Origin of the sequence: Protofrankia sp. CiP1_Cm_nod2, from assembly GCF_920664355.1 — a bacterium.
Classification (GTDB): domain Bacteria; phylum Actinomycetota; class Actinomycetes; order Frankiales; family Frankiaceae; genus Protofrankia.
Genome location: NZ_CAKKTL010000010.1, coordinates 7,324 through 28,234, shown reverse-complemented (window position 1 = coordinate 28,234; position 20,911 = coordinate 7,324). Strand labels below are relative to the sequence as shown.

At 71.1% G+C, this 20,911-nt stretch carries 16 protein-coding genes; 6 read left to right on the top strand and 10 right to left on the bottom strand.

The features are described from left to right. Nucleotides 1-87: 87 nt before the first annotated feature. From NBW84_RS02130 to NBW84_RS02115, 4 genes are all read right to left on the bottom strand, one after another. Complete coding sequence (locus tag NBW84_RS02130; RefSeq protein WP_250281184.1) at nucleotides 88-915, bottom strand: class E sortase; 828 nt, start codon at nucleotides 913-915, stop codon at nucleotides 88-90. A gap of 323 nt (nucleotides 916-1,238) precedes the next feature. After that, on the bottom strand, nucleotides 1,239-2,417 hold the full coding sequence (locus NBW84_RS02125) for an RNA polymerase sigma factor (protein ID WP_250281182.1): 1,179 nt from the start codon (nucleotides 2,415-2,417) through the stop codon (nucleotides 1,239-1,241). Nucleotides 2,418-2,457: 40 nt separating this feature from the next. Beyond that, the gene (dnaG, locus tag NBW84_RS02120; protein ID WP_250281180.1) at nucleotides 2,458-4,395 is read right to left on the bottom strand and encodes a DNA primase; all 1,938 of its coding nucleotides are present in this window, start codon (nucleotides 4,393-4,395) and stop codon (nucleotides 2,458-2,460) included. A 369-nt stretch (nucleotides 4,396-4,764) separates the two neighbouring features. After that, the gene (locus NBW84_RS02115) at nucleotides 4,765-6,015 is read right to left on the bottom strand and encodes a deoxyguanosinetriphosphate triphosphohydrolase (protein WP_250281177.1); all 1,251 of its coding nucleotides are present in this window, start codon (nucleotides 6,013-6,015) and stop codon (nucleotides 4,765-4,767) included. Between the two features lie 95 nt (nucleotides 6,016-6,110). On the opposite strand from NBW84_RS02115, the gene NBW84_RS02110 reads away from it, so the two are divergent. After that, nucleotides 6,111-6,266 carry a hypothetical protein gene (locus NBW84_RS02110; protein ID WP_250281175.1) on the top strand — a complete coding sequence of 52 codons (156 nt, stop codon included), beginning with the start codon at nucleotides 6,111-6,113 and terminating at the stop codon, nucleotides 6,264-6,266. A gap of 40 nt (nucleotides 6,267-6,306) precedes the next feature. Beyond that, a complete protein-coding gene (locus NBW84_RS02105) occupies nucleotides 6,307-6,846 on the top strand; it encodes a PH domain-containing protein (protein WP_250281174.1) in 540 nt (179 codons plus the stop codon). A 43-nt stretch (nucleotides 6,847-6,889) separates the two neighbouring features. Here the strand turns inward: NBW84_RS02105 and NBW84_RS02100 are convergent, their stop codons facing one another. From NBW84_RS02100 to ppdK, 3 genes are all read right to left on the bottom strand, one after another. Next, entirely contained in the window at nucleotides 6,890-8,764 is a 1,875-nt protein-coding gene (locus NBW84_RS02100; RefSeq protein WP_250281173.1) for a transketolase, read from the bottom strand. A gap of 182 nt (nucleotides 8,765-8,946) precedes the next feature. Further along, complete coding sequence (locus tag NBW84_RS02095) at nucleotides 8,947-9,618, bottom strand: YdcF family protein (RefSeq protein ID WP_250281172.1); 672 nt, start codon at nucleotides 9,616-9,618, stop codon at nucleotides 8,947-8,949. 169 nt (nucleotides 9,619-9,787) lie between these two features. Continuing rightward, on the bottom strand, nucleotides 9,788-12,487 hold the full coding sequence (ppdK, locus tag NBW84_RS02090; RefSeq protein WP_250281171.1) for a pyruvate, phosphate dikinase: 2,700 nt from the start codon (nucleotides 12,485-12,487) through the stop codon (nucleotides 9,788-9,790). Between the two features lie 555 nt (nucleotides 12,488-13,042). On the opposite strand from ppdK, the gene NBW84_RS02085 reads away from it, so the two are divergent. The 4 genes from NBW84_RS02085 (at nucleotide 13,043) to NBW84_RS02070 (ending at nucleotide 17,978) form a co-directional block, all read left to right on the top strand. Beyond that, nucleotides 13,043-14,143 carry a hypothetical protein gene (locus tag NBW84_RS02085; protein WP_250281170.1) on the top strand — a complete coding sequence of 367 codons (1,101 nt, stop codon included), beginning with the start codon at nucleotides 13,043-13,045 and terminating at the stop codon, nucleotides 14,141-14,143. Then, nucleotides 14,143-15,480: a toxic anion resistance protein gene (locus NBW84_RS02080; RefSeq protein WP_250281169.1), complete on the top strand. Its 1,338-nt coding sequence runs from the start codon at nucleotides 14,143-14,145 to the stop codon at nucleotides 15,478-15,480. Before NBW84_RS02085 ends, NBW84_RS02080 begins: the two co-directional genes overlap by 1 nt. 131 nt (nucleotides 15,481-15,611) lie before the next feature. Further along, complete coding sequence (locus NBW84_RS02075) at nucleotides 15,612-17,195, top strand: substrate-binding domain-containing protein (protein WP_250281167.1); 1,584 nt, start codon at nucleotides 15,612-15,614, stop codon at nucleotides 17,193-17,195. Between the two features lie 75 nt (nucleotides 17,196-17,270). Further along, on the top strand, nucleotides 17,271-17,978 hold the full coding sequence (locus NBW84_RS02070) for a hypothetical protein (protein WP_250281165.1): 708 nt from the start codon (nucleotides 17,271-17,273) through the stop codon (nucleotides 17,976-17,978). Between the two features lie 73 nt (nucleotides 17,979-18,051). Here the strand turns inward: NBW84_RS02070 and NBW84_RS02065 are convergent, their stop codons facing one another. The 3 genes from NBW84_RS02065 to NBW84_RS02055 form a co-directional block, all read right to left on the bottom strand. Beyond that, nucleotides 18,052-19,479: a glycine--tRNA ligase gene (locus tag NBW84_RS02065; protein ID WP_445548313.1), complete on the bottom strand. Its 1,428-nt coding sequence runs from the start codon at nucleotides 19,477-19,479 to the stop codon at nucleotides 18,052-18,054. Between the two features lie 133 nt (nucleotides 19,480-19,612). Beyond that, nucleotides 19,613-19,984 (bottom strand): antibiotic biosynthesis monooxygenase family protein, encoded by a 372-nt coding sequence (locus NBW84_RS02060; protein WP_250281163.1) that lies wholly within the window; start codon nucleotides 19,982-19,984, stop codon nucleotides 19,613-19,615. Between the two features lie 97 nt (nucleotides 19,985-20,081). Beyond that, nucleotides 20,082-20,885, bottom strand: coding sequence for an isoprenyl transferase (locus NBW84_RS02055; protein ID WP_250281210.1), 804 nt, complete (start codon nucleotides 20,883-20,885; stop codon nucleotides 20,082-20,084). Nucleotides 20,886-20,911 lie beyond the last annotated feature (26 nt).

Sequence of the window (20,911 nt, the reverse complement as noted above, 5' to 3'; positions counted from 1 at the left end):
GGCCACCGCCACGACAAGCGCTGCCATCAGGGCGAGCCTTACGGCGAACCCGCCGGGAAGGTGCCGGAAGATCCATCCGTACACCCGTCACCTCCCAGCCGTGCCAGGCGGCTGCCCGGGGGTCTTCGGTCGGCTGCCGGTGAGCTCACCGAAAATGATCAGGCGGCTGCTGGCCGAGTACTTCGGATTGCAGGTGGTGAACGTCAGCAGGCTTTTCGCGGGCCGTGCGCCGGGCTGTCCGGGTACCGGCAGGATCACATCCGTCCGGGCGGGGTCGACCACTTCCGAGCCCGTCACCCGATAGACGAAATAGCGGTCCCGGACCTCGACGACGACCGGGTCACCGGCCCGTAGCTCGTCCAGCCGGCTGAACGGATGGCCGTAGGTGGTGCGATGCCCGGACACGACGAAGTTGCCGACCTCGCCGGGCCACGCGGTCCCCGGATAGTGCCCGGGGCCGCGCCGTAGCGCGCCGTCCGACACCCCCTCGACGACAACCGGGGCGTAACCGTCGCCGAAACGGGGGATGCGCAGCACGGCCACCCCGGCACCGACGTCCGCCGATGCCGCCCCCGGCCGCGGCAGGCCTGTCGACGGGGCTGCCGCGGCCGGGGCCGCCCACTGCCGGGACAGTTCGGAGCGCAGCCGGTTCTGGGTACGCTCCTGCACCATGTCGGTGACCCACAGTTCGTAGACCACGAACAGCGCCACCACGAACCCAACAGTGATCAGTAACTCACCGGCGCCTCGCGCGACGCGTCCGACCAGTTCTCCCCCGCCGCGGAACGTGGGCTGTCGGCCGGGTGGCCGCCGCCGCGGTGGCTGCCGGCCGGGCGGCTGCCAGCCTGATGCGTCCGGCGGCGCGCCGTCCACGCCGGCCTGCCCAGCGAGCGGACGCGTCGGCTGCGTCCTCACGACGGCAGGTGACACTCTCGACCGTTTCCGTGACCCGTTCCAGGGCTCGGGAACGCTGCGGGCGTCAGGACCAGGCAGCACAGTACCCATGATGGGCACTTTAAGTCATCAAGCGACTACTACCGCACTCCGACCCGCAGAGGCGACTCCTACTGGTTCGCCGACATCAGGACACGATAAAGACGTAAAGTAACAAATCGTACACAATCGGGACGCGACAGTCGGGACGCGTCGGCCTGAGCGCCACTGCTGCCGGCGGCCAGTGACCACCAGCCAGCCCGTGCCGCACACGGCCGCGCGGGCACTCCCCGCCCGCAGGTCGCCTACTCCAGGTAGTCGCGCAGCTTCTGGGAGCGGGACGGGTGACGCAGCTTCGACAGCGTCTTCGACTCGATCTGCCTGATGCGTTCGCGGGTGACCCCGAACTCCCGGCCGACCTCCTCCAGCGTGCGCGGGTGGCCGTCGGTGAGCCCGAAGCGCAACTGGATGACCTTCTTCTCCCGGTCGGAGAGCGTGTGCAGGACCGAGTCGAGCTGCTCCTGCAGCAGGATGAAGCTGGCCGCGTCGACCGGCACGACCGCGTCGCAGTCCTCGATGAAGTCGCCGAGGTGGGAGTCCTCCTCCTCACCGATCGGCGTCTCCAGGGAGACCGGCTCCTGGGACACCTTGAGGATCTCACGCACCTTGTCGGGCGTGAGGTCCATCTCCTTGGCGATCTCCTCCGGGCTCGGCTCACGGCCGAGGTCCTGCAGGAGCTGCCGCTGGATGCGGATCAGCTTGTTGATCGTCTCGACCATGTGCACCGGGATGCGGATGGTGCGTGCCTGGTCGGCGATGGCCCGGGTGATCGCCTGCCGGATCCACCAGGTGGCGTAGGTGGAGAACTTGTAGCCCTTGGTGTAGTCGAACTTCTCCACCGCGCGGATCAGACCGAGGTTGCCTTCCTGGATGAGGTCCAGGAACAGCATGCCGCGGCCCACGTAGCGCTTGGCGATCGACACCACCAGCCGCAGGTTCGCCTCGACGAGCTTGCGCTTGGCGATCTGCCCGTCCCGCTCGATCGCCTCCAGATCACGGCGCATCTGCGGGGCGGTCTTGCGGGTGGCCGCCGCGAGCTTCTCGGAGGCGAACAGGCCGGCCTCGATCCGCTTGGCGAGGTCGACCTCCTCCTCCGCGGTCAGCAGCGGGACCTTGCCGATCTCCTTGAGGTACATGCGCACCGGGTCGGAGGTCGGCGCCTTGAGCGCCAGCTCCTCCTCCTCACGGCGACGCCGGGCGAGCAGGTCGTTCTCCTCGGCGTCCTCCCCACCCGCCTCGAGGATCTCGATGCCCTCGTCGTTGAGGACCTGCAGGACGGCGTCGGTCTGCTCCGGTGGCAGCTCGGCCGCCTGGAGGGCGACCGTGACGTCCTCGGTAGTGAGGAAACCGATCTCCTTGCCTCGGGTGATGAGGTCCTTGACCTCGTCCACCTGGGCTTCGCGCGGTAGGACGGCTGGACTCATGGTCGGAATCTCGTCACTTCCTTCTCGGGATCGACCCAGGTTACGCGGCACCCAGGCCCCGCTCCCGGAGTTGGCGCTTGTGCTGTTCCAAGGCGATCAGCTCACCATATGCGCGTCTGAACGTCTCGGCGTCGGTTACGGGATTGAGCCGCTGCACACGCGACTTCAGATCCGCAATGCGACGGGTCACCTGCAACTCCTGTACGCGTGACATCTGCTCATCGACATACCGGTCGTCCACATCGTGGTCACAGAACACCGCCTCCACGGCAAGCTCGATGACGAACCGCCGGAGCTCGTCCTGCCCGGCCGCCTCCACCACCGTCTTGACCCAGGTCTGGACGTCACCGGCGGCGGGCAGACCGGCGCACACACCGCCCACGGCAGCGATCACCTCACGGACGGCGCGGTGCTCCTGGACCGTGAACAGCTCCGGGGAGAGCGTGTCGAACACCGGGCCGGCAAGTCCCGGATACTGGAGGGCGACCTTGAGTACCTCCCGTTCCACCGCCACGACAGTGTCGTCCGCGACGGCGTCATGCCGACGCGGCAGCTCGGCCCGGCCGCCGGTGCGACCGCCGCGCGCCGCGTGGTCGCCCTGGCCGTGGGCAGGGCCGTCGAGGGACGCCGTACCACCGGCGGCCCCTCGTGGCCGATGCTCAGCGACCCGCCGCACCACGAACTCCTCGTCCAGAAAACCAAGCCAGTTATCCAGATTAACCGCGTAACGGTGTCGTAGCCCCCGATCCTTCAATTTGTTGATCAGAGGGGCCGCCGCGTCGATCGCCGCCAGCCGCCCCTCGGTGGTGTCGAGGTCGAAGCCGGCCAGCTTCCCGCGGATGGCGAACTCCACCAGCGGGAGGCGGGAGGCGACCAGGTCGCGCACGGCCACGTCCCCGCGCTGGACGCGCAGATCGCACGGATCCAGCCCGGACGGCTCGATCGCCACGAAGGTCTGGGTGACGAAACGTTCCTCGAACTCGAACGCCCGGATGGCGGCCTTGCGGCCCGCCTCGTCGCCGTCGAAGGTGAACACGACCTCGCCGCGGTGCTCGCTCTGGTCCATCAGCAGCCGCCGCAGCACCGTCACGTGCTCACTGCCGAACGCGGTGCCGCAGGAGGCGACCGCGGTCGGCACCCCGGCGAGGTGGCAGGCCATCACGTCGGTGTAACCCTCGACGACGACGACCTGGTACCGCCGGGCGATCTCCCGCCGGGCCAGGTCGGCCCCGTAGAGCAGATTGGCCTTCTTGAACAGCGGGGTCTCGGGTGTGTTGAGGTACTTCGGCCCGGGGTCGTCGGCGGCGAGACGGCGGGCGCCGAACCCGACCACGTCCCCGGCGAGGTCGCGGATCGGCCAGACCAGCCGGCGGTGGAAGCGGTCGATGAGGGTGCCGCGGCTGCTCTGCTTGGCCAGGCCGCCGAGGACGAGTTCCGCGGCGGTGAAGTGCCGGCCCATCAGGTGGCGGGTGAGGGCGTCCCAGCCGGCGGGCGCGTAACCGACGCCGAACCGCGCCGCCGCCTCCTGGCCGAAGCCGCGGGCGGCGAGGAAGTCCCGGCCGTCGCCGGCATCGGCGCCGGCCAGCCGCTCGGCGTAGAACTCCGCGGCCGCCCGGTGGGCGTCGAGCAGCCGCTGGCGCTGGCTGGTGACCGCGCGGCTGGTCACTCCCCCGCCCTCGTAGGTGAGGGTGATCCCGGCACGGCGGGCCAGCCGCTCGACCGCCTCCGGGAAGGACAGCCCGTCGATGGCGCGCACGAAAGCGATCACGTCGCCGCCGACGCCGCAGCCGAAGCAGTGGTAAGCGCCGACCTGCGGCCGGACGTTGAACGACGGCGTCTTCTCGTCGTGGAACGGGCACAGGCCCCGTAGCTGGCCGCTGCCGGCCGGGCGGAGCTGCACATAGTCGCCGATGATGTCGGCGAGCGGCGAGCGGTCACGCACGGCAGCGACATCGGCGTCACGGATGCGTCCGGCCACACGTCCCTCCCTGCGTCCCGGGTGGAGCGCTAGCGGGCTGGTGTCACGGAGGCCGTCCGGCGCGCACCTTGTGTCACCACCGGGTGTCGCCACCGGCCGTCAGCCCTCCGGAAGGCAGCCCTCCGGAAGACTGTCCGGGCCCCCGCAGACCCGCATTCTTCCCCGATGTTACTTGTCATCTGGACCGCAGTGCCGATCTTACGGCCGCAGCATGTAACACGCCGTGTCCCGGACGCTCCCAACAGGCCGGCGACGCGCCGGCCACCGTCCGGCGCCACCGTCCGGCGCCACCGGCTCCGTGGCACCGTCACGCGGCCCACCGGCCGGGGGCCGTCCGCGCGAGGGCAGGCTTCCAGGGCGGGGACGCCGTCAGAGGACCGCCGGCCAGCGCCGGCCGGTCAGCTGCGCGTGGCGGCGGCCCGCGCTGGCGTCGGTGAGCCGGGCGATCTGGTCGATGACCACCCGCAGCCTCGCCGCGTCGTCGCGGGCGGCGGCCCAGGCCGGCCGCAGCAGTGGGTCGAGCGCCTCCGGCGCGCGTGTGAGCAGCAGCGCGACAAGCTCCGCGATGACCTCCCGCTGGCGCCGCTGGCGTTCGTGCGCGTCCCGGCGGTCCATGACGAAGGAGGCGGTCACCCCCTTGAGCAGCGCGCACTCGGCGACGGTCGGGGCGGGGACGACCAGATCAGCGTGGTAGCGGCACAGCGGCGGGTCGCCGTACGCCTCCCGGGTGGCGCGGACCGCCGCGACGCACAGGCGCGCGATCAGCTCGCTGGTCATCGTCCGCACCGCGCGCAGCGCGTCCGGTGTGGTGGCCGGCCCGGTCACCCACCACGGCTGCCGGCGCAGCCGGTCCAGCGCCTCGCCCACCGCCGCCGGCGGCGCCACCGGGTAGCGGGCCGCGGTCGAGGCGACCAGCTCGGCCCGCCGTCCCGGATCCTCCAGCCGGCCCAGGTCGATCAGGCCGGCGACCACCCCGTCCTCCAGGTCGTGGGCGCTGTAGGCCACGTCGTCGGCCCAGTCCATGATCTGGGCCTCCATGCAGCGCCGGCCGGCCGGCGCGCCGTCGCGGACCCACTCGAAGACCGGTAGATCGTCGGCGTACACACCGAACTTCGGCGTGTCGGGCCGCCGCGCCCACGGGTACTTCAGGGACGCGTCCAGCGTCGCCCGGGTGAGGTTCAGGCCGGCGTCCCGCCCGCGGACGTCGACGACCTTGACCTCCAGCCGGGTCAGCTCCCGCAGGCTCTGCGCGTTGCCCTCGAAGCCCCCGCACCCCTCGGCGGCCGCGTCCAGCGCGGCCTCGCCGTTGTGGCCGAAGGGGGGGTGGCCGATGTCGTGGGCGAGACAGGCCGCGTCGACCAGGTCCGGGTCGGCGCCCAGTGAGCGGGCCAGGCCACGGCCGACCTGAGCGGTCTCCAGGGAATGGGTCAGGCGGGTGCGCGGGAAGTCGTCGTCGAGCGGGCCGACGACCTGGGTCTTGCCGGCCAGCCGGCGCAAGGCGCTGGAATGCAGGACACGCGCGCGGTCCCGCTCGAACCAGGTCCGATCGTCCGGTGTACTCTTCTGTCGCTCCTCGCCCCAACGCACCACGTCGGACGCGGCGTACCACCTCTTGGCCACAAGCCTGAGCGTATAGGCGCGATTTCCGCACGTCTGAGGCGCGAAGCGGCGATACTTTGTGGTCAGCCCGCCCAACTTCGGCCCGGAGGCCCGCCGTGGACAAGATCGTCAGATACGGTCTCATCGCGTTCGTCATTTTCTTCGTCGTCAGCTTTCCCGCGAGCGCCGCCAGCATCATCGAGCGAGCCATCAACGGACTGGAGTCCGTTGGTAACGGTTTGTCAAATTTCGTCACCGACGCCGTTCTGTGAAACAGGGTGAGCCAACGGCCCGGCCCGGGAGGTTATGATCATGGTGAGAATCCGGATCCCTGACCCCACCGCCAGGGATGACAGGTACCTTGCCACCCGCGAGCGACTGGTCGTGAAGGTCCGGATGCACTGGGCCATCCTGCTGCCCGTCTTTCTCCAGACCCTGGCGTCCGCCATCGGTGCAATCCTGTTGACGATCCTGCTCAATGGCCTGGACGCCAGCAAGTCCGTTGTGTCGCTGCCCTGGTGGTTCCTGCTTTTCATGATCTTCAGGATGCTGTGGAAAGTCGCCGACTGGCACTTCGAGCACCTGATGGTCACGGACAAGCGCTTGTTGAAGGTGTCCGGGATCTTTTTCCGCAAAGTGCAGACCATGCCCCTGGAGAAAGTGACGGACCTCACCTACAACCGGGACCCGATGGGCCGGCTGCTCGGATACGGCGAGTTCATCGTCGAATCCGCCGGGCAGGACCAGGCCCTGTCGAAGATCCAGTTCCTGCCCCGCCCGGACCGGCTCTACCTGACGATGTGCGACATGATGTTCGGAGGTGCCCCGGCGCCCGCTGGTTCGGACGACTGACCCCCTCCCGGCGCCGACGGCTGCCGCGCCATCGGCCGGCCGGTCAGCGCAGCAGGGCCCGGGCCGCCACCGCGATGTGGCCCGCGTCGATGCCCGCCGCGGCGAGCAGTTCGGCCGGGGTGCCCGACCCGGGCAGCTCGCGCACGGCGAGATGGGCGAGGCGTACCGGTACCCCCGCCGCGGCCGTCGCCTCCAGGACGGCGCTGCCCAGGCCGCCCTCGGGGTGGTGGTCCTCGGCCACGACGAGACGGCCGCCGGTCACCCGTGCCGCCCGCGTCAGAGTGGCGATGTCCACCGGTTTGACCGAGTAGAGGTCGATCACCCGGGCCGGGACGCCCTCCGCCGCGAGCGTGTCCGCCGCCGCCAGGCAGTGGTGCAGGGTGACCCCGGCGCCGACCAGGGTGACCACGTCGGCGTCCGACCGGCGCACCACCTTGGAGCCGCCCACGGTGAAGGACTCCCCCGGCCCGTAGATCACCGGATAGGCGCCCCGGGTCGTGCGCAGGTAGCTGACCCCGTCCAGCTCGGCCATGAGCTCGACGAGCCGGGCCGCGCTGGTCGCGTCGCTGGGGTAGAGGACGCGCGAGCCGTGCACCGCCCGCATCATCGCCAGGTCCTCCAGCCCCATCTGGGACGGGCCATCCGGGCCGATCTCGACGCCGGCGTGCGATCCGGACAGACGGATGTTCGCCGCCGAGATCGCGGCCATCCGGATGAAGTCGTAGGCGCGCGAGAGGAACGCGGCGAAGGTGGACGCGAACGGGACGTACCCGCGTGCCGACAACCCGACCGCGGCGGCTACGAGCTGCTGCTCCGCGATGAAGATCTCGAAGAAACGGTCCGGGTGGGCCGACGCGAAGTCCTCGGAGTAGGTGGAGTTGCCGACCTCGGCGTCCAGGGCCACCACGTCCGGGCGGGCGCCGAGGGCGGCGAGCGCCTGCCCGTACGCCCTGCGGGTGGCGACCCGGGCGCCGAGAGGGTAGGTAGGCAGGCGCACCTCGGCCGGCGGTGCGGGCGGCGGCCGGCGGCCGGCGGCGGGCGGCAGTGGGCCGCGGACACGCAGGTGGCGCTCGCCCCCGAGCTCGGCGACCGCGCGTTCGGCCAGGTCGGCCGGCAACGGCCTGCCGTGCCAGCCCTCGGCGTCGGCCGTCCCGGAGAAGCCCTCGCCCTTGCGGGTGCGGGCGAGCACGACCACCGGCCGGTCGGAGCCGGACGCCTCGGTGAGGACCTCGTCGACCGCGGCGACGTCATGCCCGTCGACCGCGAGCGCCCGGCAGCCGAACGCCTCGACCCGGCGGGCGTAGGTGTCGAGGTCCCAGCCGAGCTCGGTCGGGCCGCGCTGGCCGAGCCGGTTGACGTCCACGATCGCCGTCAGGTTCGACAGCTGGTAGTAGGACGCCTTGTCCAGCGCCTCCCAGATGGAGCCCTCGGTCATCTCGCTGTCCCCGCACAGCACCCACACCCGGTAGGGCAGCCGGTCGAGGAAACGGCCGGCGAGCGCCACCCCGACCGCGTCGGGCAGCCCCTGCCCGAGCGAGCCGGTGGCCACGTCGACCCATGGCAGCACCGGCGTCGGATGCCCCTGCAGGCGCTGGCCGTAACGGCGGTAGCCGGTCATCAGCTCGTGGTCGGACACCACGCCGACGGCCTTGAACACCGCGTACAGCAGTGGGGAGGCGTGCCCCTTGGAGAAGACCAGATGGTCGTTGGCCGGGTCGTCCGGCCTGTCCCAGTCGTAGCGCAGGTGCCGTCCGACCAGCACCGCCAGCACGTCCGCGGCCGACATGGACGACGTCGGATGGCCTGACCCGGCGGACGTCGTCGCCCGGATCGAGTCCACCCGCAGCTGCCGCGCCAGCTCGCGGATCTGGTCGAGGTCGGCCGGGTCGATCGCGATCTCGGACACGGGAGTTGCCACACCAGCCTCCTGTACGCCTGCGTATCCGTGTCTGGCAGTGCTGGAAAGCAGCCGGTGGCGTCATGGATGGCGATCCAGCGGACGTGCGCGGGCACCGCCCACGCGAGCGGCCATGTGGGGGCTCTACCCCGGGTTCCGCCGTCCCGAACGGCGCCGGCCTGTGGAATCAGCCGGCCTGTGAATCAGAGTGCGGCGGGGGCGGCGCCGACCGGGGTCGCCCGGTGGAAGAGCTGGTAGAAGCGGTACGCGGCGCCTTCCCGGACGATGTAACGCAGCGTGGTGACGACGCCCCGGGTGGCCGGGCCGGTGGTGACCGGCGAGGTGACCGCGTCGATGTCGAGGTCACGGGCGATGGTCCGGGAGCGCAGCGAGTGCCACGGGTCGGTCACGATCACCGCGGACCGCCAGCGGTTCACCGCCATGCTCCTTGCCACCGCCCGCAACGACCCCAGGGTGTCCCTGCCCTCACCCACCACGACCACGGCGGTGGCCGGGACGCCGCGGGCGGCCAGGTAGTTCGCCGCGGCCCGCGCCTCGGTGTAGACGTCACCGGCCTGGGAGCCGCCGACCGTCACGATCCGGGGCGCGACACCGGCACGGTAGAGGGCCAGCGCGTGGTCGAGACGGGCCGCGAACACCGCGGACGGGCGGCCGTTGAACTGGGAGGCGCCGGGCACGATCAGGACGTCCGACCGGCGCTGGTCGTCCGAACGCCCCACCACCCATATCTGGATCATCGTGAGAACGCTGATCATCACGCCGGCCAGGACGAGGATCGCGACCACCCTCAGCAGCCATACCCACCAGCGTGCGTGCAGCCACCGCGCTGTCCACGGCCGCGGGATGGTAGCCACAGGCAGTCACGGTATGCCCAAATCAACGCGGGGCGGCAGGTGTTCCACCGCACAGCGGGCACACCGGCCGGCCAGCCGGGCAGCCGGTACATCCGGTATGCCCGTCAGGCGTCCGTCGGGCCCGGTCAGGCCGTGCCCGACGGGGATCACAGGCCGTGCCCGACGGGGATCAGGCCGTGTCCGACGGGTGGCCGGCCGCGAGGATGGCGGCCCGGCCGGCCTCCAGCCGGGCGACCGGCAGGCGGAACGGCGAGCACGACACGTAGTCGAGCCCGATCCGGTGGAAGAAGTGCACGGAGTCCGGGTCGCCACCGTGCTCCCCGCAGACACCGAGCTTGAGCCCCGGCCGGGCCGCCCGCCCCTCCTCGGCCGCGAGCCGCACCAGCCGGCCGACCCCGTCCCGGTCCAGCGACTCGAACGGGGACACGCCGAAGACGCCCAGCTCGAGGTAACGGGAGAAGAACGACGACTCCACGTCGTCACGGGAGAAGCCCCAGCTCATCTGGGTCAGGTCGTTCGTCCCGAAGGAGAAGAACTCCGCCGCGCCGGCGATCTGGCCGGCGGTCAGCGCCGCCCTCGGCACCTCGATCATCGTGCCAATCAGCGCGGGCACGTCGACCCCGCTCTCGGCGGCGACCTCTGCCAGCACCTGCTCGGCCCGCTCACGGACGATCTCCAGCTCCTGGACCGCGCCCACCAGCGGAACCATGATCTCCGGACGCGGGTCCCCGCCCCGCCGGCGGCGGATGACCGCGGCCTCGGCGACCGCCCGCACCTGCAGGGCGACCAGCCCCGGGATGAGCAGCCCGAGCCGCACCCCGCGCAGCCCGAGCATCGGGTTCTCCTCGTGCAGCCGGCGGACCGCCGCCAGCAGCGCGGCCTCGCCGTCCACGGCGGGCCGGCCGGTCGCGGCGGCGACGCCCACCTGCACCGACAGCTCGGTGAGGTCGGGCAGGAACTCGTGCAGCGGCGGGTCGAGCAGCCGGATCGTCACGGGCCGGCCGTCCATCGCCGTGAAGATCTCGACGAAGTCGTCGCGCTGCAACGGCAGCAGCGCGGCCAGCGCGGCATCGGCCTCCTCGTCACCGTCGGCGAGGATGAGCCGTTCGACCAGCTTCCGGCGCTCGCCGAGGAACATGTGCTCGGTCCGGCACAGCCCGATACCGACGGCCCCGAAGCGGCGGGCGCGCTCGGCGTCCTGCGCGGTGTCGGCGTTGGCGCGCACCGCGAGCCGGGCGGCGGCGTCCGCGTGGGTCATGATCCGGTGGACGGCGTCGACCAGCGGGTCGGAGCCGTCCGCGGGCAGCCTGCCCTCGAAGTACTCGACGACCGGGGAGGGCACCACCGGCATCTCGCCGAGGTAGACCACGCCGGACGAGCCGTCGATCGAGAGCACGTCCCCCTCGTGGACGACGATGCCACCGGGTGCGGCCGCCCGCCGCCGGTGGGTGTCGACGTCGATCTCCTCGGCGCCGCACACGCAGGTCCGGCCCATGCCGCGGGCGACCACCGCGGCATGGGAGGTCTTCCCGCCCCGGGAGGTCAGAATGCCCTGTGCGGCGATCATGCCGTCGAGGTCGTCGGGGTTGGTCTCCCGGCGGACCAGGATGACCGGGACGCCGGCGGCGGCGAGCTGAACGGCCCGCCGCGAGTCGAAGACGGCCTGTCCGACGGCGGCGCCGGGGGACGCGTTCATTCCCCGGGCGATCCGCCGGGCCTGCCCGTCCGCGGCGAACCGGGGGAACATCAGCTGGGCGAGCTGGGCGCCGGTGACCCGGGCCAGCGCCTCGTCCATGGTGATCAGGCCCTCGTCGACGAGCTGGACGGCGATCCGGAAGGCCGCGGCCGCGGTGCGTTTCCCGACCCGCGTCTGCAGCATCCACAATTTGTTGCGCTCGATGGTGAACTCGATGTCGCACAGGTCGCGGTAGTGCCGTTCAAGGGCTGCCATGACGGACAGCAACTGGTCGTAGGCGGGCCGGTCGACGTCCGCCAGCGCGGTGAGCGGCAGGGTGTTGCGGATACCCGCGACGACGTCCTCCCCCTGGGCGTTCTGCAGATAGTCGCCGTAAACGCCCTGGTCGCCGTTGCCCGGATCGCGGGTGAACGCCACGCCGGTGCCCGAGTCCATACCCAGGTTGCCGAACACCATCGCGACCACGTTGACCGCGGTGCCGAGATCCGCGGGAATGCGTTCCTGGCGGCGGTAGAGGCGGGCGCGTTCACCGTTCCAGGAGTCGAACACCGCCCGGATCGCCAGGTCCAGCTGTTCCCGGGGGTCCTGCGGGAAGTCCCGGCCGGCCCGGTCGCGGACGATCGTCCTGAACGTCTCCGTCAGCCCCCGCAGATCGGCCTCGTCGAGCTCCAGGTCGCTGGCCGCCCCGCGGGCCTTCTTCACCGCCTCCAGGGCGTCGTCGAACAGCTCGTCGGGCACCCCGAGCACGGTCCTGCCGAACATCGCCAGCAGGCGCCGGTAGGAGTCCCAGGCGAAGCGCGGCGAGCCGGACTGCCTGGCCAGGCCGGGCACGGACGCGTCCGACAGGCCGACGTCCAGGACGGTGTCCATCATCCCCGGCATGGAGAACTTCGCGCCCGAACGCACCGAGACGAGCAACGGGTCGTCCGGGTCGCCCAGCCGCCGGCCCATGGCCCGCTCGAGGGCGCGCAGATGCTCGTCGACCTCGTCGCGCAGCGCCGCCGGCACCCGGCCGTGCGCGAGATACTCGCGACAGGCGACGGTGGTGATCGTGAAACCGGGCGGGACGGGAAGCCCCATGTTCGTCATCTCGGCGAGATTGGCGCCCTTACCGCCGAGCAGGCCCTTGAGATCCTTGTTCCCCTGGTGGAAGTCGTACACATAGGTGGTCATGGCCGCCCCCTCGTGTCCCGCCTCCCGCGAACCACCGCCGAATCGACCATGTCACGTCACCCCGGCTCGCGCAGGTCACCCGGACGGATCCGCGGCTCCCCTCCCGAGAAGTCGTCCCGAGAAGTCGTCCGGTAGCCCGCCGGACCGGCCCCTGACAGCCAGCAGCCTACCGTCACGGGCCGTCCGGAAAAACGTTCCGGGAACTATCCGGGAACCAGGCACCCGGTTCGCCGCGCCCAGCCGGTTCCGGGCGGTGCCGGGAGATATCCGGAACGTTCACCGGCCACACCCACCAGGATTCCCACCGCCCGGCCGGAAAATCACCTGATCAGCATTTTTTCGCATCTGACGCATGTCAACGGGGTAAACAGGGTAAATTATCACCATGTCCGACAGGTGAACAAAATTCGTACATATATCGAACCCCGCCTGCCCAGGACCCGCCGGTCACGGCGGACAGACCATGATGCGTACCGACGGGCTCGGACCACCAGTGCCGAGGGACCAGCGGACCAACAGCGTCGACCAACAGCGTCGAAGGAGGGGGCGGACGCCGTGCGAGGCCACCGGGTTCTCGGGCTCGCGCTTGCCGGACTGCTCACCATCGGCGTCCTCGCCGTGATCGTCATCCCGCGGATCCGGCCCGCTCCGCACAAGAACGAGACCACCGTCCGGGCGCTGGTCTCGTCGGAGAAACAGCCCTTCTTCTCCGATCCGGACGTGGTCGCCGCCCTCGGCCGTGCCGGCTACCGGCTTGAGATCACCTCCGCCGGCTCGCGCGAGATCGCCACCACCCACGACCTGTCCGGCTTCGACCTGGCCTTCCCGGCCGACGCCCCACAGGCCGACCGCATCAGGCGCGACCGCGGGATCAGCGCCTCCTACGTGCCCTTCTTCACGCCCATGGCGATAGCCACCTTCGCCCCGGTCGCGGAACTGCTGACCGCGGCGGGTGTCAGCAGCCGAGAAGGTGACCACTACCTGTTCGACATGCGCAGATACCTCGACCTGGTGGCGGCGGGCACCCGGTGGTCCCAGCTGCCCGGGAACAACGCCTACCGGACCGACAAGTCCCTCCTCATCAGCTCGACCGACGTGCGGACGTCGAACTCGGCCGCCCTCTACCTGGCGATCGCCTCCTATGTGAGCAATGGCGGAAACGTGGTCACCGATCCCGGAACGGCCGAACGGATCACGGACCGGCTCGCGCCCCTCTTCCTCAGACAGGGCTATCTGGACGCGTCGTCCCAGGAGCCGTTCAACGACTTCCTGACCATCGGTATCGGGAAAACGCCGATGGTCATGGTCTACGAGGCCCAGTTCCGGGCCCACGCGCTCGCCCGGGACGGTTCGCTGACCAACGACATGCTGCTGATGTATCCGAGTCCGACCATCTACGCCAAACACACCGTTGTGCCGCTGACCTCCGCCGGAGACACCGTCGGGCGCCTGCTCACGACCGACCCGGAACTGCAGCGGCTCGCCGTGCGGCACGGATTCCGCACCGCGGACGCCGGTTACGGCCGGCAGTACGCCGCCGAACGCGGGAGCGGCCCCGTACCGCAGCTGGTCAACGTCATCGAACCACCGAGCGCGGAGATATCCGAACGGATGATCAGTCGGATCGAGGCGCAGTACACGAAGGGCCCGGGTTGATGAGCCTGTCACCGTCGACACCGTCGACACCGTCGACACCGTCGACACCGACGACACCGACGACACCGACGACACCGACGACACCGACGCCACCGGCACCACCGGCACCCGCACCGCGGGCGGCCGCGGACGACACCGGCGCGCAGCTGGTCCTGGTGCCGCCCGCGGCCGTCGCGCCGGTCACCCCCGAGCAGGCCGGGCCCGCCGTCCCGATCAGCCCTCAGGCGGCCGCGCGCCTGGCCGACCAGGCGGTGGCCTTCGCCGACGCCCTGGTCGGCATCGACCCGGCCTCCCCCGCCTTCACCACCAAGGTCGCCGCGGTGCACCGGATGGGCGAGAAGGAGATCCGCGCGTCCGCCTCGGTCTCCAACCGGCTGCTGGACAGGCCGGCACGGGCGATGAGCACCGGCGCGCTCGACGCGACCTCGTCGGTGTCGGCCTCCCTGGTGGAGCTGCACAGGGTGGTCGGCGACCTCGATCCGTCCAGGGCGAACCTGCTGGGCCCGAAAAAACTGCTCGGCGTGATCCCGTTCGGGAACCGGCTGCGGGACTACTTCGCCTCCTACCGGTCGTCACAGGCCCATCTGGACGCGATCCTGCAGGCGCTGCGGAACGGGCAGGAGGAGCTGCGGCGGGACAACGCCGCGATCGAGCAGGAAAAACACAATCTGTGGACCACCATGGGCCAGCTGCGCGAGTACATCCAGCTGGCCGCGAACCTCGACGCCGAACTTGTCACCCGGATCGACCGGATCAGCGCCAGCGACCCGGAACGGGCTCGGACGCTGCGCGAGGACGTCCTGTTCTACGTGCGGCAGAAACACCAGGACCTGCTCACCCAGCTCGCGGTCAGCGCGCAGGGCTACCTCGCGCTGGAGATGGTCCGGCGCAACAACCTCGAACTGATCAAGGGTGTGGACCGGGCGAGCACGACGACCGTCGCGGCGCTGCGCACCGCGGTGATCGTCGCGCAGGCGCTGGCCAACCAGAAGCTGGTGCTCGACCAGATCTCCGCGTTGAACGAGACGACCGAGCGCATCATCGTCGGCACCTCGGAGCTGCTGCGGCAGCAGACCGGCCGGATCCACGAGCAGGCGGCGTCCTCGGCCGTGTCGGTGCAGGCCCTCCAGCAGGCGTTCGCCAACATCTACGCCACGATCGACACGATCGACGGATACCGCAGCGCCGCGCTGGAGAACATGCGGACCACGGTGGAGACCCTGTCCGAGGAGATGGGGAAGGCAGCCGCCTACCTGGACCGGGCCGCCGCGGCCGCTCCCGCCGAGGCCGCTTCGGCCACGGCCGGGGAGCTGGAGATCTCCGGCGGCGGGCGGTGACCCGCCGCCCCCGTTCCCCGCACGCGAGGGCGTCGTCGCGACTCGGAGCACCCTCTGGTCCGGCCACTCGAACCGTCACCTTCAGCCATGGTCCCACGCGCGGCAGACGCGGGCGCTCGCTGCGCACGGCCGTGTTCGGGCTTCTCGCCGCGTGCGCGACCGTGTTCGCCGTGGCCTCCTGCGGCTCCGGCTCCGACCCGCCGCCGGAGCCCGGCCCGGGCAGACCGGGTGTGCTGCGGATACTCGCCGGCTCGGAGGTCGCCGACGTCGAACCGCTGCTGGACGACCTGCGCGCGGCCACCGGGGTCACGGTGCGGCTGACCTACACCGGCACGCTCGACGGCGCCGAGAAGATCATCGGACATTCCTCGGGAGCGGACGCCGTCTGGTTCTCCTCCGACCGCTACCTGCGCCTGCTGCCCGGTGGCGCGACAGCGGCCGTCGCCCGTACCCCGGTCATGGAATCACCGGTGGTCCTCGGCGTCCGGAGCTCGCTCGCCACGAAGTTCGGCTGGACGGGCAACCCGAACGTCACCTGGTCGGACATTGCCGCGAAGGTCGCCTCGGGTGAGCTGACGTACGCCATGACGAACCCGGCGGCGTCCAACTCCGGGTTCAGCGCGCTGGTGGGTGTCGCGGCCGCGCTCGCCGGAACGTCGGACGCGCTGCGGGCCTCCGACATCCGCGGTGACGCGCTGACATCGTTCTTCTCGGGGCAGACGCTCACCGCGGGCAGCTCGGGCTGGCTCGCCGACGCCTTCGCCGCCCGCCCGCAGGACGCCGGCGGTATGATCAACTACGAGTCGGTGCTGCTGTCCCTGCAGCGCTCCGGCCGGCTGCACGAGCCGCTGACCATCGTCTATCCCAGGGACGGCATCATCACCGCCGACTACCCCATGCTCCTGCTCGACCCGGCCCGGCGGGACGAGTACACCCGGGTGGTGAACTGGCTGCGCAGCCCCGCGGCCCAACGGCGGCTACAGACCGACACCAACCGCCGCCCGGCCGTCCCGGGCGTGCCGCTCGACCCGAGGTTTCCCGCGGCCCGCCTGATCGAACTGCCCTTCCCCGCCACCCAGGCGGTCGCCGACGAGCTGCTGGGCTCCTACTTCGACCGTTTCCGCCGGCCGTCACACGCGATCTTCGTACTGGACGGGTCCGGTTCCATGGCCGGCCAGCGCCTGGCCGGCCTGAAGTCCGCGCTGGCGGGGCTCACCGGCGGCGACACCTCGCTCTCCGGCCGGTTCACCCGGTTCCGCGGCCGGGAGAAGATCACTCTGCTGCTCTTCAACAGCTCGGTCGGCAGGCCCCGCGAGTTCGTCGTGACCGACGCGCAGGCGTCCTCACCGGACCTGGCCGCGGTCCGCTCGTACATCGACGGCCTACAGGTGCAAGGAGGAACAGCCATCTACTCCGCGCTCACGGACGCCTACCATCTTGCTTCCAGCTCGATCGTCCGGGATCCCGGATATCTGACGTCGATCGTCCTGATGACGGATGGCGAGAACAACACCGGGCTGTCAGCCGCGCAGTTCCGCGCCGACTACCAGGAGCTCCCCCAGCAGGCCCGGGACGTCCGCACATTCTGCGTCATCTTCGGCGAGGCACGCCCGGACGACCTGCGTTCGATCGCCACCGACACCGGTGGCGCGACGTTCGACGCGCGGGCGTCCTCGCTGGCGGAGGCGTTCAAGGACATCCGTGGCTATCAGTGACCACCGTGGCTCCGGCGCACGCGACCGGGGCATGCGCGACATCACGGGGAGCCAGGCCGCCGGCCGGGAACGGCGGTGACGGTGGTCCGGCTGCCGCGGCCTGACCCACCGCCACCGCCACCGCCGTCGACCAGCGGGCCCCGCGGGAAGGTGCTGGCCTGGCTCGGATCACCGAAGAACATCGCCGGCTGCACCGGCGCGATCGGCGGACTGGGGCTGACCGTCACCGGCGTGGCCGGCTCGCCGGAGTGGCCGTTCGTCGTCACCGCTCTGTATGCGATAGGCGCCCTGGTGGCCCCGGCCGCCCGCCCGGCGGCGCCGGCCGGGGCCCGACCGCGCGTCGCCGAGCTCCGCACGGTCGTCGACGCGCAGTTGCGGATCCTGGCCGCCCATGCGCCGGCCGAGATCACCACGGCCGCGGCGCGGGTTGCCGACGCGCTGCGGGAGGTGCTCGACCGCCCCCACCTGCTGCGTGCCGGCTCCCCCGAGACGTTCGTGATCGTGCGGACCATCGACGACTACCTGCCGACCGCGCTGGAGGTGTATCTCGGCCTGCCGCCCCGGTACGCCGAGACACACCGGCTGGACGACGGGCGTACCCCGCGCCAGGTCGTCGTCGACCAGCTGGGCCTGCTGGAGAAGGGCGTACGGGACGTCACCGAGGCGGCGGCGGCCGGGGACACCGCCAGGCTGCTGTCCCACGGCCGCTTCCTCGCGGACCGGTTCGGCTCGACAGACCTCGACCTGCCAGGCCCGACCGGCCCGACGGGCCCGACGGTGTGATCATCCCGTCGGCACGGCCGCGTCCGGCCTGGCTTCCTGGACAGTTCCCAGGTGGGGAGCCCGGCCGGAGGCGTCAGCAGGGGCCGAGCTTGGCGTTGAGGTAGGAGACCACCTGGTCCATGGCGACGCGTTCCTGCGCCATGGTGTCGCGCTCACGGATGGTGACCGCCTGGTCCTGCAACGAGTCGAAGTCGACCGTGAGGCAGAACGGTGTGCCGATCTCGTCCTGCCGGCGGTAGCGGCGCCCGATCGCGCCGGCATCGTCGAAGTCGACGTTCCAGTGCCGGCGCAGCGCCGCGGCCAGGTCGCGGGCGACCGGCGACAGGTCGGCGTTGCGCGACAGCGGCAGCACCGCGGCCTTCACCGGCGCGAGCCGCCGGTCCAGCCGGAGCACCACCCGGCGGTCCACCCCGCCCTTGGTGTTGGGCGCGGTGTCCTCCGCGTAGGCGTCCAGCAGGAACACCAGGGTGGCGCGGTCCACCCCGGCCGCGGGTTCGATGACATAGGGGGTGTAGCGGGTGCCGGTGGCCTGCTCGAAATAGGTCAGGTCCGCGCCGGACGCCTTCGCGTGCACGGACAGGTCGTAGTCCGTCCGGTTAGCGACGCCTTCCAGCTCGCCCCATTCCAGGCCGGCGAAGTCGAAGCGGTACTCGATGTCGACGGTCCGTTTCGAGTAGTGGGAGAGCTTCTCCTTCGGATGCTCGAAATGACGCAGGTTCTCCGCCCGGACGCCGAGGTCGCGGTACCACTTCGTCCGCTCGTCGATCCAGTACTGGTGCCAGGTCTCGTCCTCGCCCGGCGGGACGAAGAACTCCATCTCCATCTGCTCGAACTCACGGGTCCGGAAGATGAAGTTGCCCGGGGTGATCTCGTTGCGGAACGACTTGCCGATCTGGCCGATCCCGAACGGCGGCTTGCGCCGGGCCGTCGCCTGGACGTTCGCGTAGTTGATGAAAATGCCCTGGGCCGTCTCCGGGCGCAGGTAGGCCAGGCCGGAGGCGTCCTCGACCGGGCCCAGGTAGGTCTTGAGCAGGCCGTTGAACATCCGCGGCTCGGTGAACGTGCCACGGGAGCCGCAGTTCGGGCAGGCGACCTCGCCGAGGGACGTCGGCGGCCGGCCGCGCCTGGCCTCGAACGCCTCCTCCAGATGGTCGGCGCGGAACCGCTTGTGGCAGGACAGGCACTCGGTCAGCGGGTCGACGAAGACCTGCACGTGGCCGCTGGTCTCCCAGACCTCGCGGGCGAGGATCACGCACGAGTCGAGGCCGACGACGTCCTCCCGGCCCTGGACCATGGCCTTCCACCAGGCGCGCTTGACGTTGTTCTTCAGCTCGACCCCGAGCGGACCGTAGTCCCACGAGGCCCGCAGGCCACCGTAGATCTCGCTCGAGGGGAAGACCAACCCCCGGCGCTTGCACAGACTGACGATGGTGTCCATGCGGTCGGATGCACTGGCCACGCGGGCGCTCCCTTCCTCTCTGCCCGGTGTCAACGGTGACATGGGCGGTGGGGTCCTCGACCCGGTCTCCGGCCCGCGCAGAGGATCAGGTGCCGTCGAGGGAGTCGAGCACCCAGCGTACGGGCCAAACGGCGATCATGACCGCGCAGGTGTGGTCTTGCCCGCGGCCGGCCGGTCATCCCGGCGGCCTGTCACCGGGCCCGGCGGTGGCGGCGTCCGACGCCAGGTCGGAGCCACCACGGCGGACGGGGCCGCCGGCGGCCTCATGCGCCAGCAGCACCTCGAACGCGCCCGGCTCGTCGACGGCGTAGGCCATCAGCGGCGTCAGCTCCATCCGGACGTCGAAGGCCCCCAGCGCCCGGCGCCAGGCCCCCACCCCGTCCCATTCGGATGTGATGACCCAGAGCTCCGGGTCGTCCACGGCGCGTCCCAGCCGGGCCGAGCGGTAGCCTCGCGCACCGGCGAGAACGGCCAGCGTCCGCTCCGCGCGCTCACGGAAGGCAGCGGCATCTTCCGCTGGGACCCGTAGCCGGGTGACGACAATCACCGCACGGTTCTATCAGCCCGCCCGCCCCGGCCGGGCTACCGCCGGGGCACACCCGGATCAGGCCCCGGGATCAGGCTCCCCGGATCAGGCCCCGGGATCAGACCCCGGAGGGATGGGCGACGACACCGCCATAGCGGCGGTCCCGCTTGGCGAAGTCCAGGCAGGCCGCCCACAGGTCCCGCCGGTCGAAGTCCGGCCACAGCCGTTCGACGAACACGAACTCCGCGTAGGCCGCCTGCCAGAGCAGGAAGTTGCTCAGCCGCTGCTCCCCGGAGGTGCGGATCAGCAGGTCGACGTCGGGCATCTCCGGCTCGTCGAGATAGCGGGCGAGGGTGTCCTCGTCGATGCGGTCCGGCCGCAGCCGGCCGTCGCGGACGTCCCGGGCGATGGCGGCGGCGGCGTCGGCGAGCTCGGCCCGCCCGCCGTAGTTGACGCACATCACCAGGGTGAGACGGTCGTTCCCGCGGGTGCGTTCCTCGGCCGTCTCCAGCCGCCGGATGACGTTGCTCCACAGCCGGGGACGCCGCCCGGCCCACCGGACCCGGACCCCGAGCGTGTCCATGTCGTCGATACGCCGGCCGAACACCCCGTCGGTGAAACGCATCAGGAACGCGACCTCGTCCGGCGACCGTTTCCAGTTCTCGGTGGAGAAGGCGTACACCGACAGCCAGCGGACGCCGAGTTCGATGGCCCCCTCCACACAGTCGAAGAGGGCGTCCTCACCGGCTTCGTGGCCCTTCGTCCGGGGCAGGCCACGCATTTTCGCCCACCGGCCGTTGCCGTCCATGACGATGGCGACGTGTCGTGGGATCAACGCGGAAGGAATCTCCGGCGGGCATGCGCCGGAAGGATGTGGGTGAGGCGCCCGGAACTGCCCAGCCCCCCCGTTACGCAGATTCACCGGCTCGGCCCCCCTCCTGCTTGTTG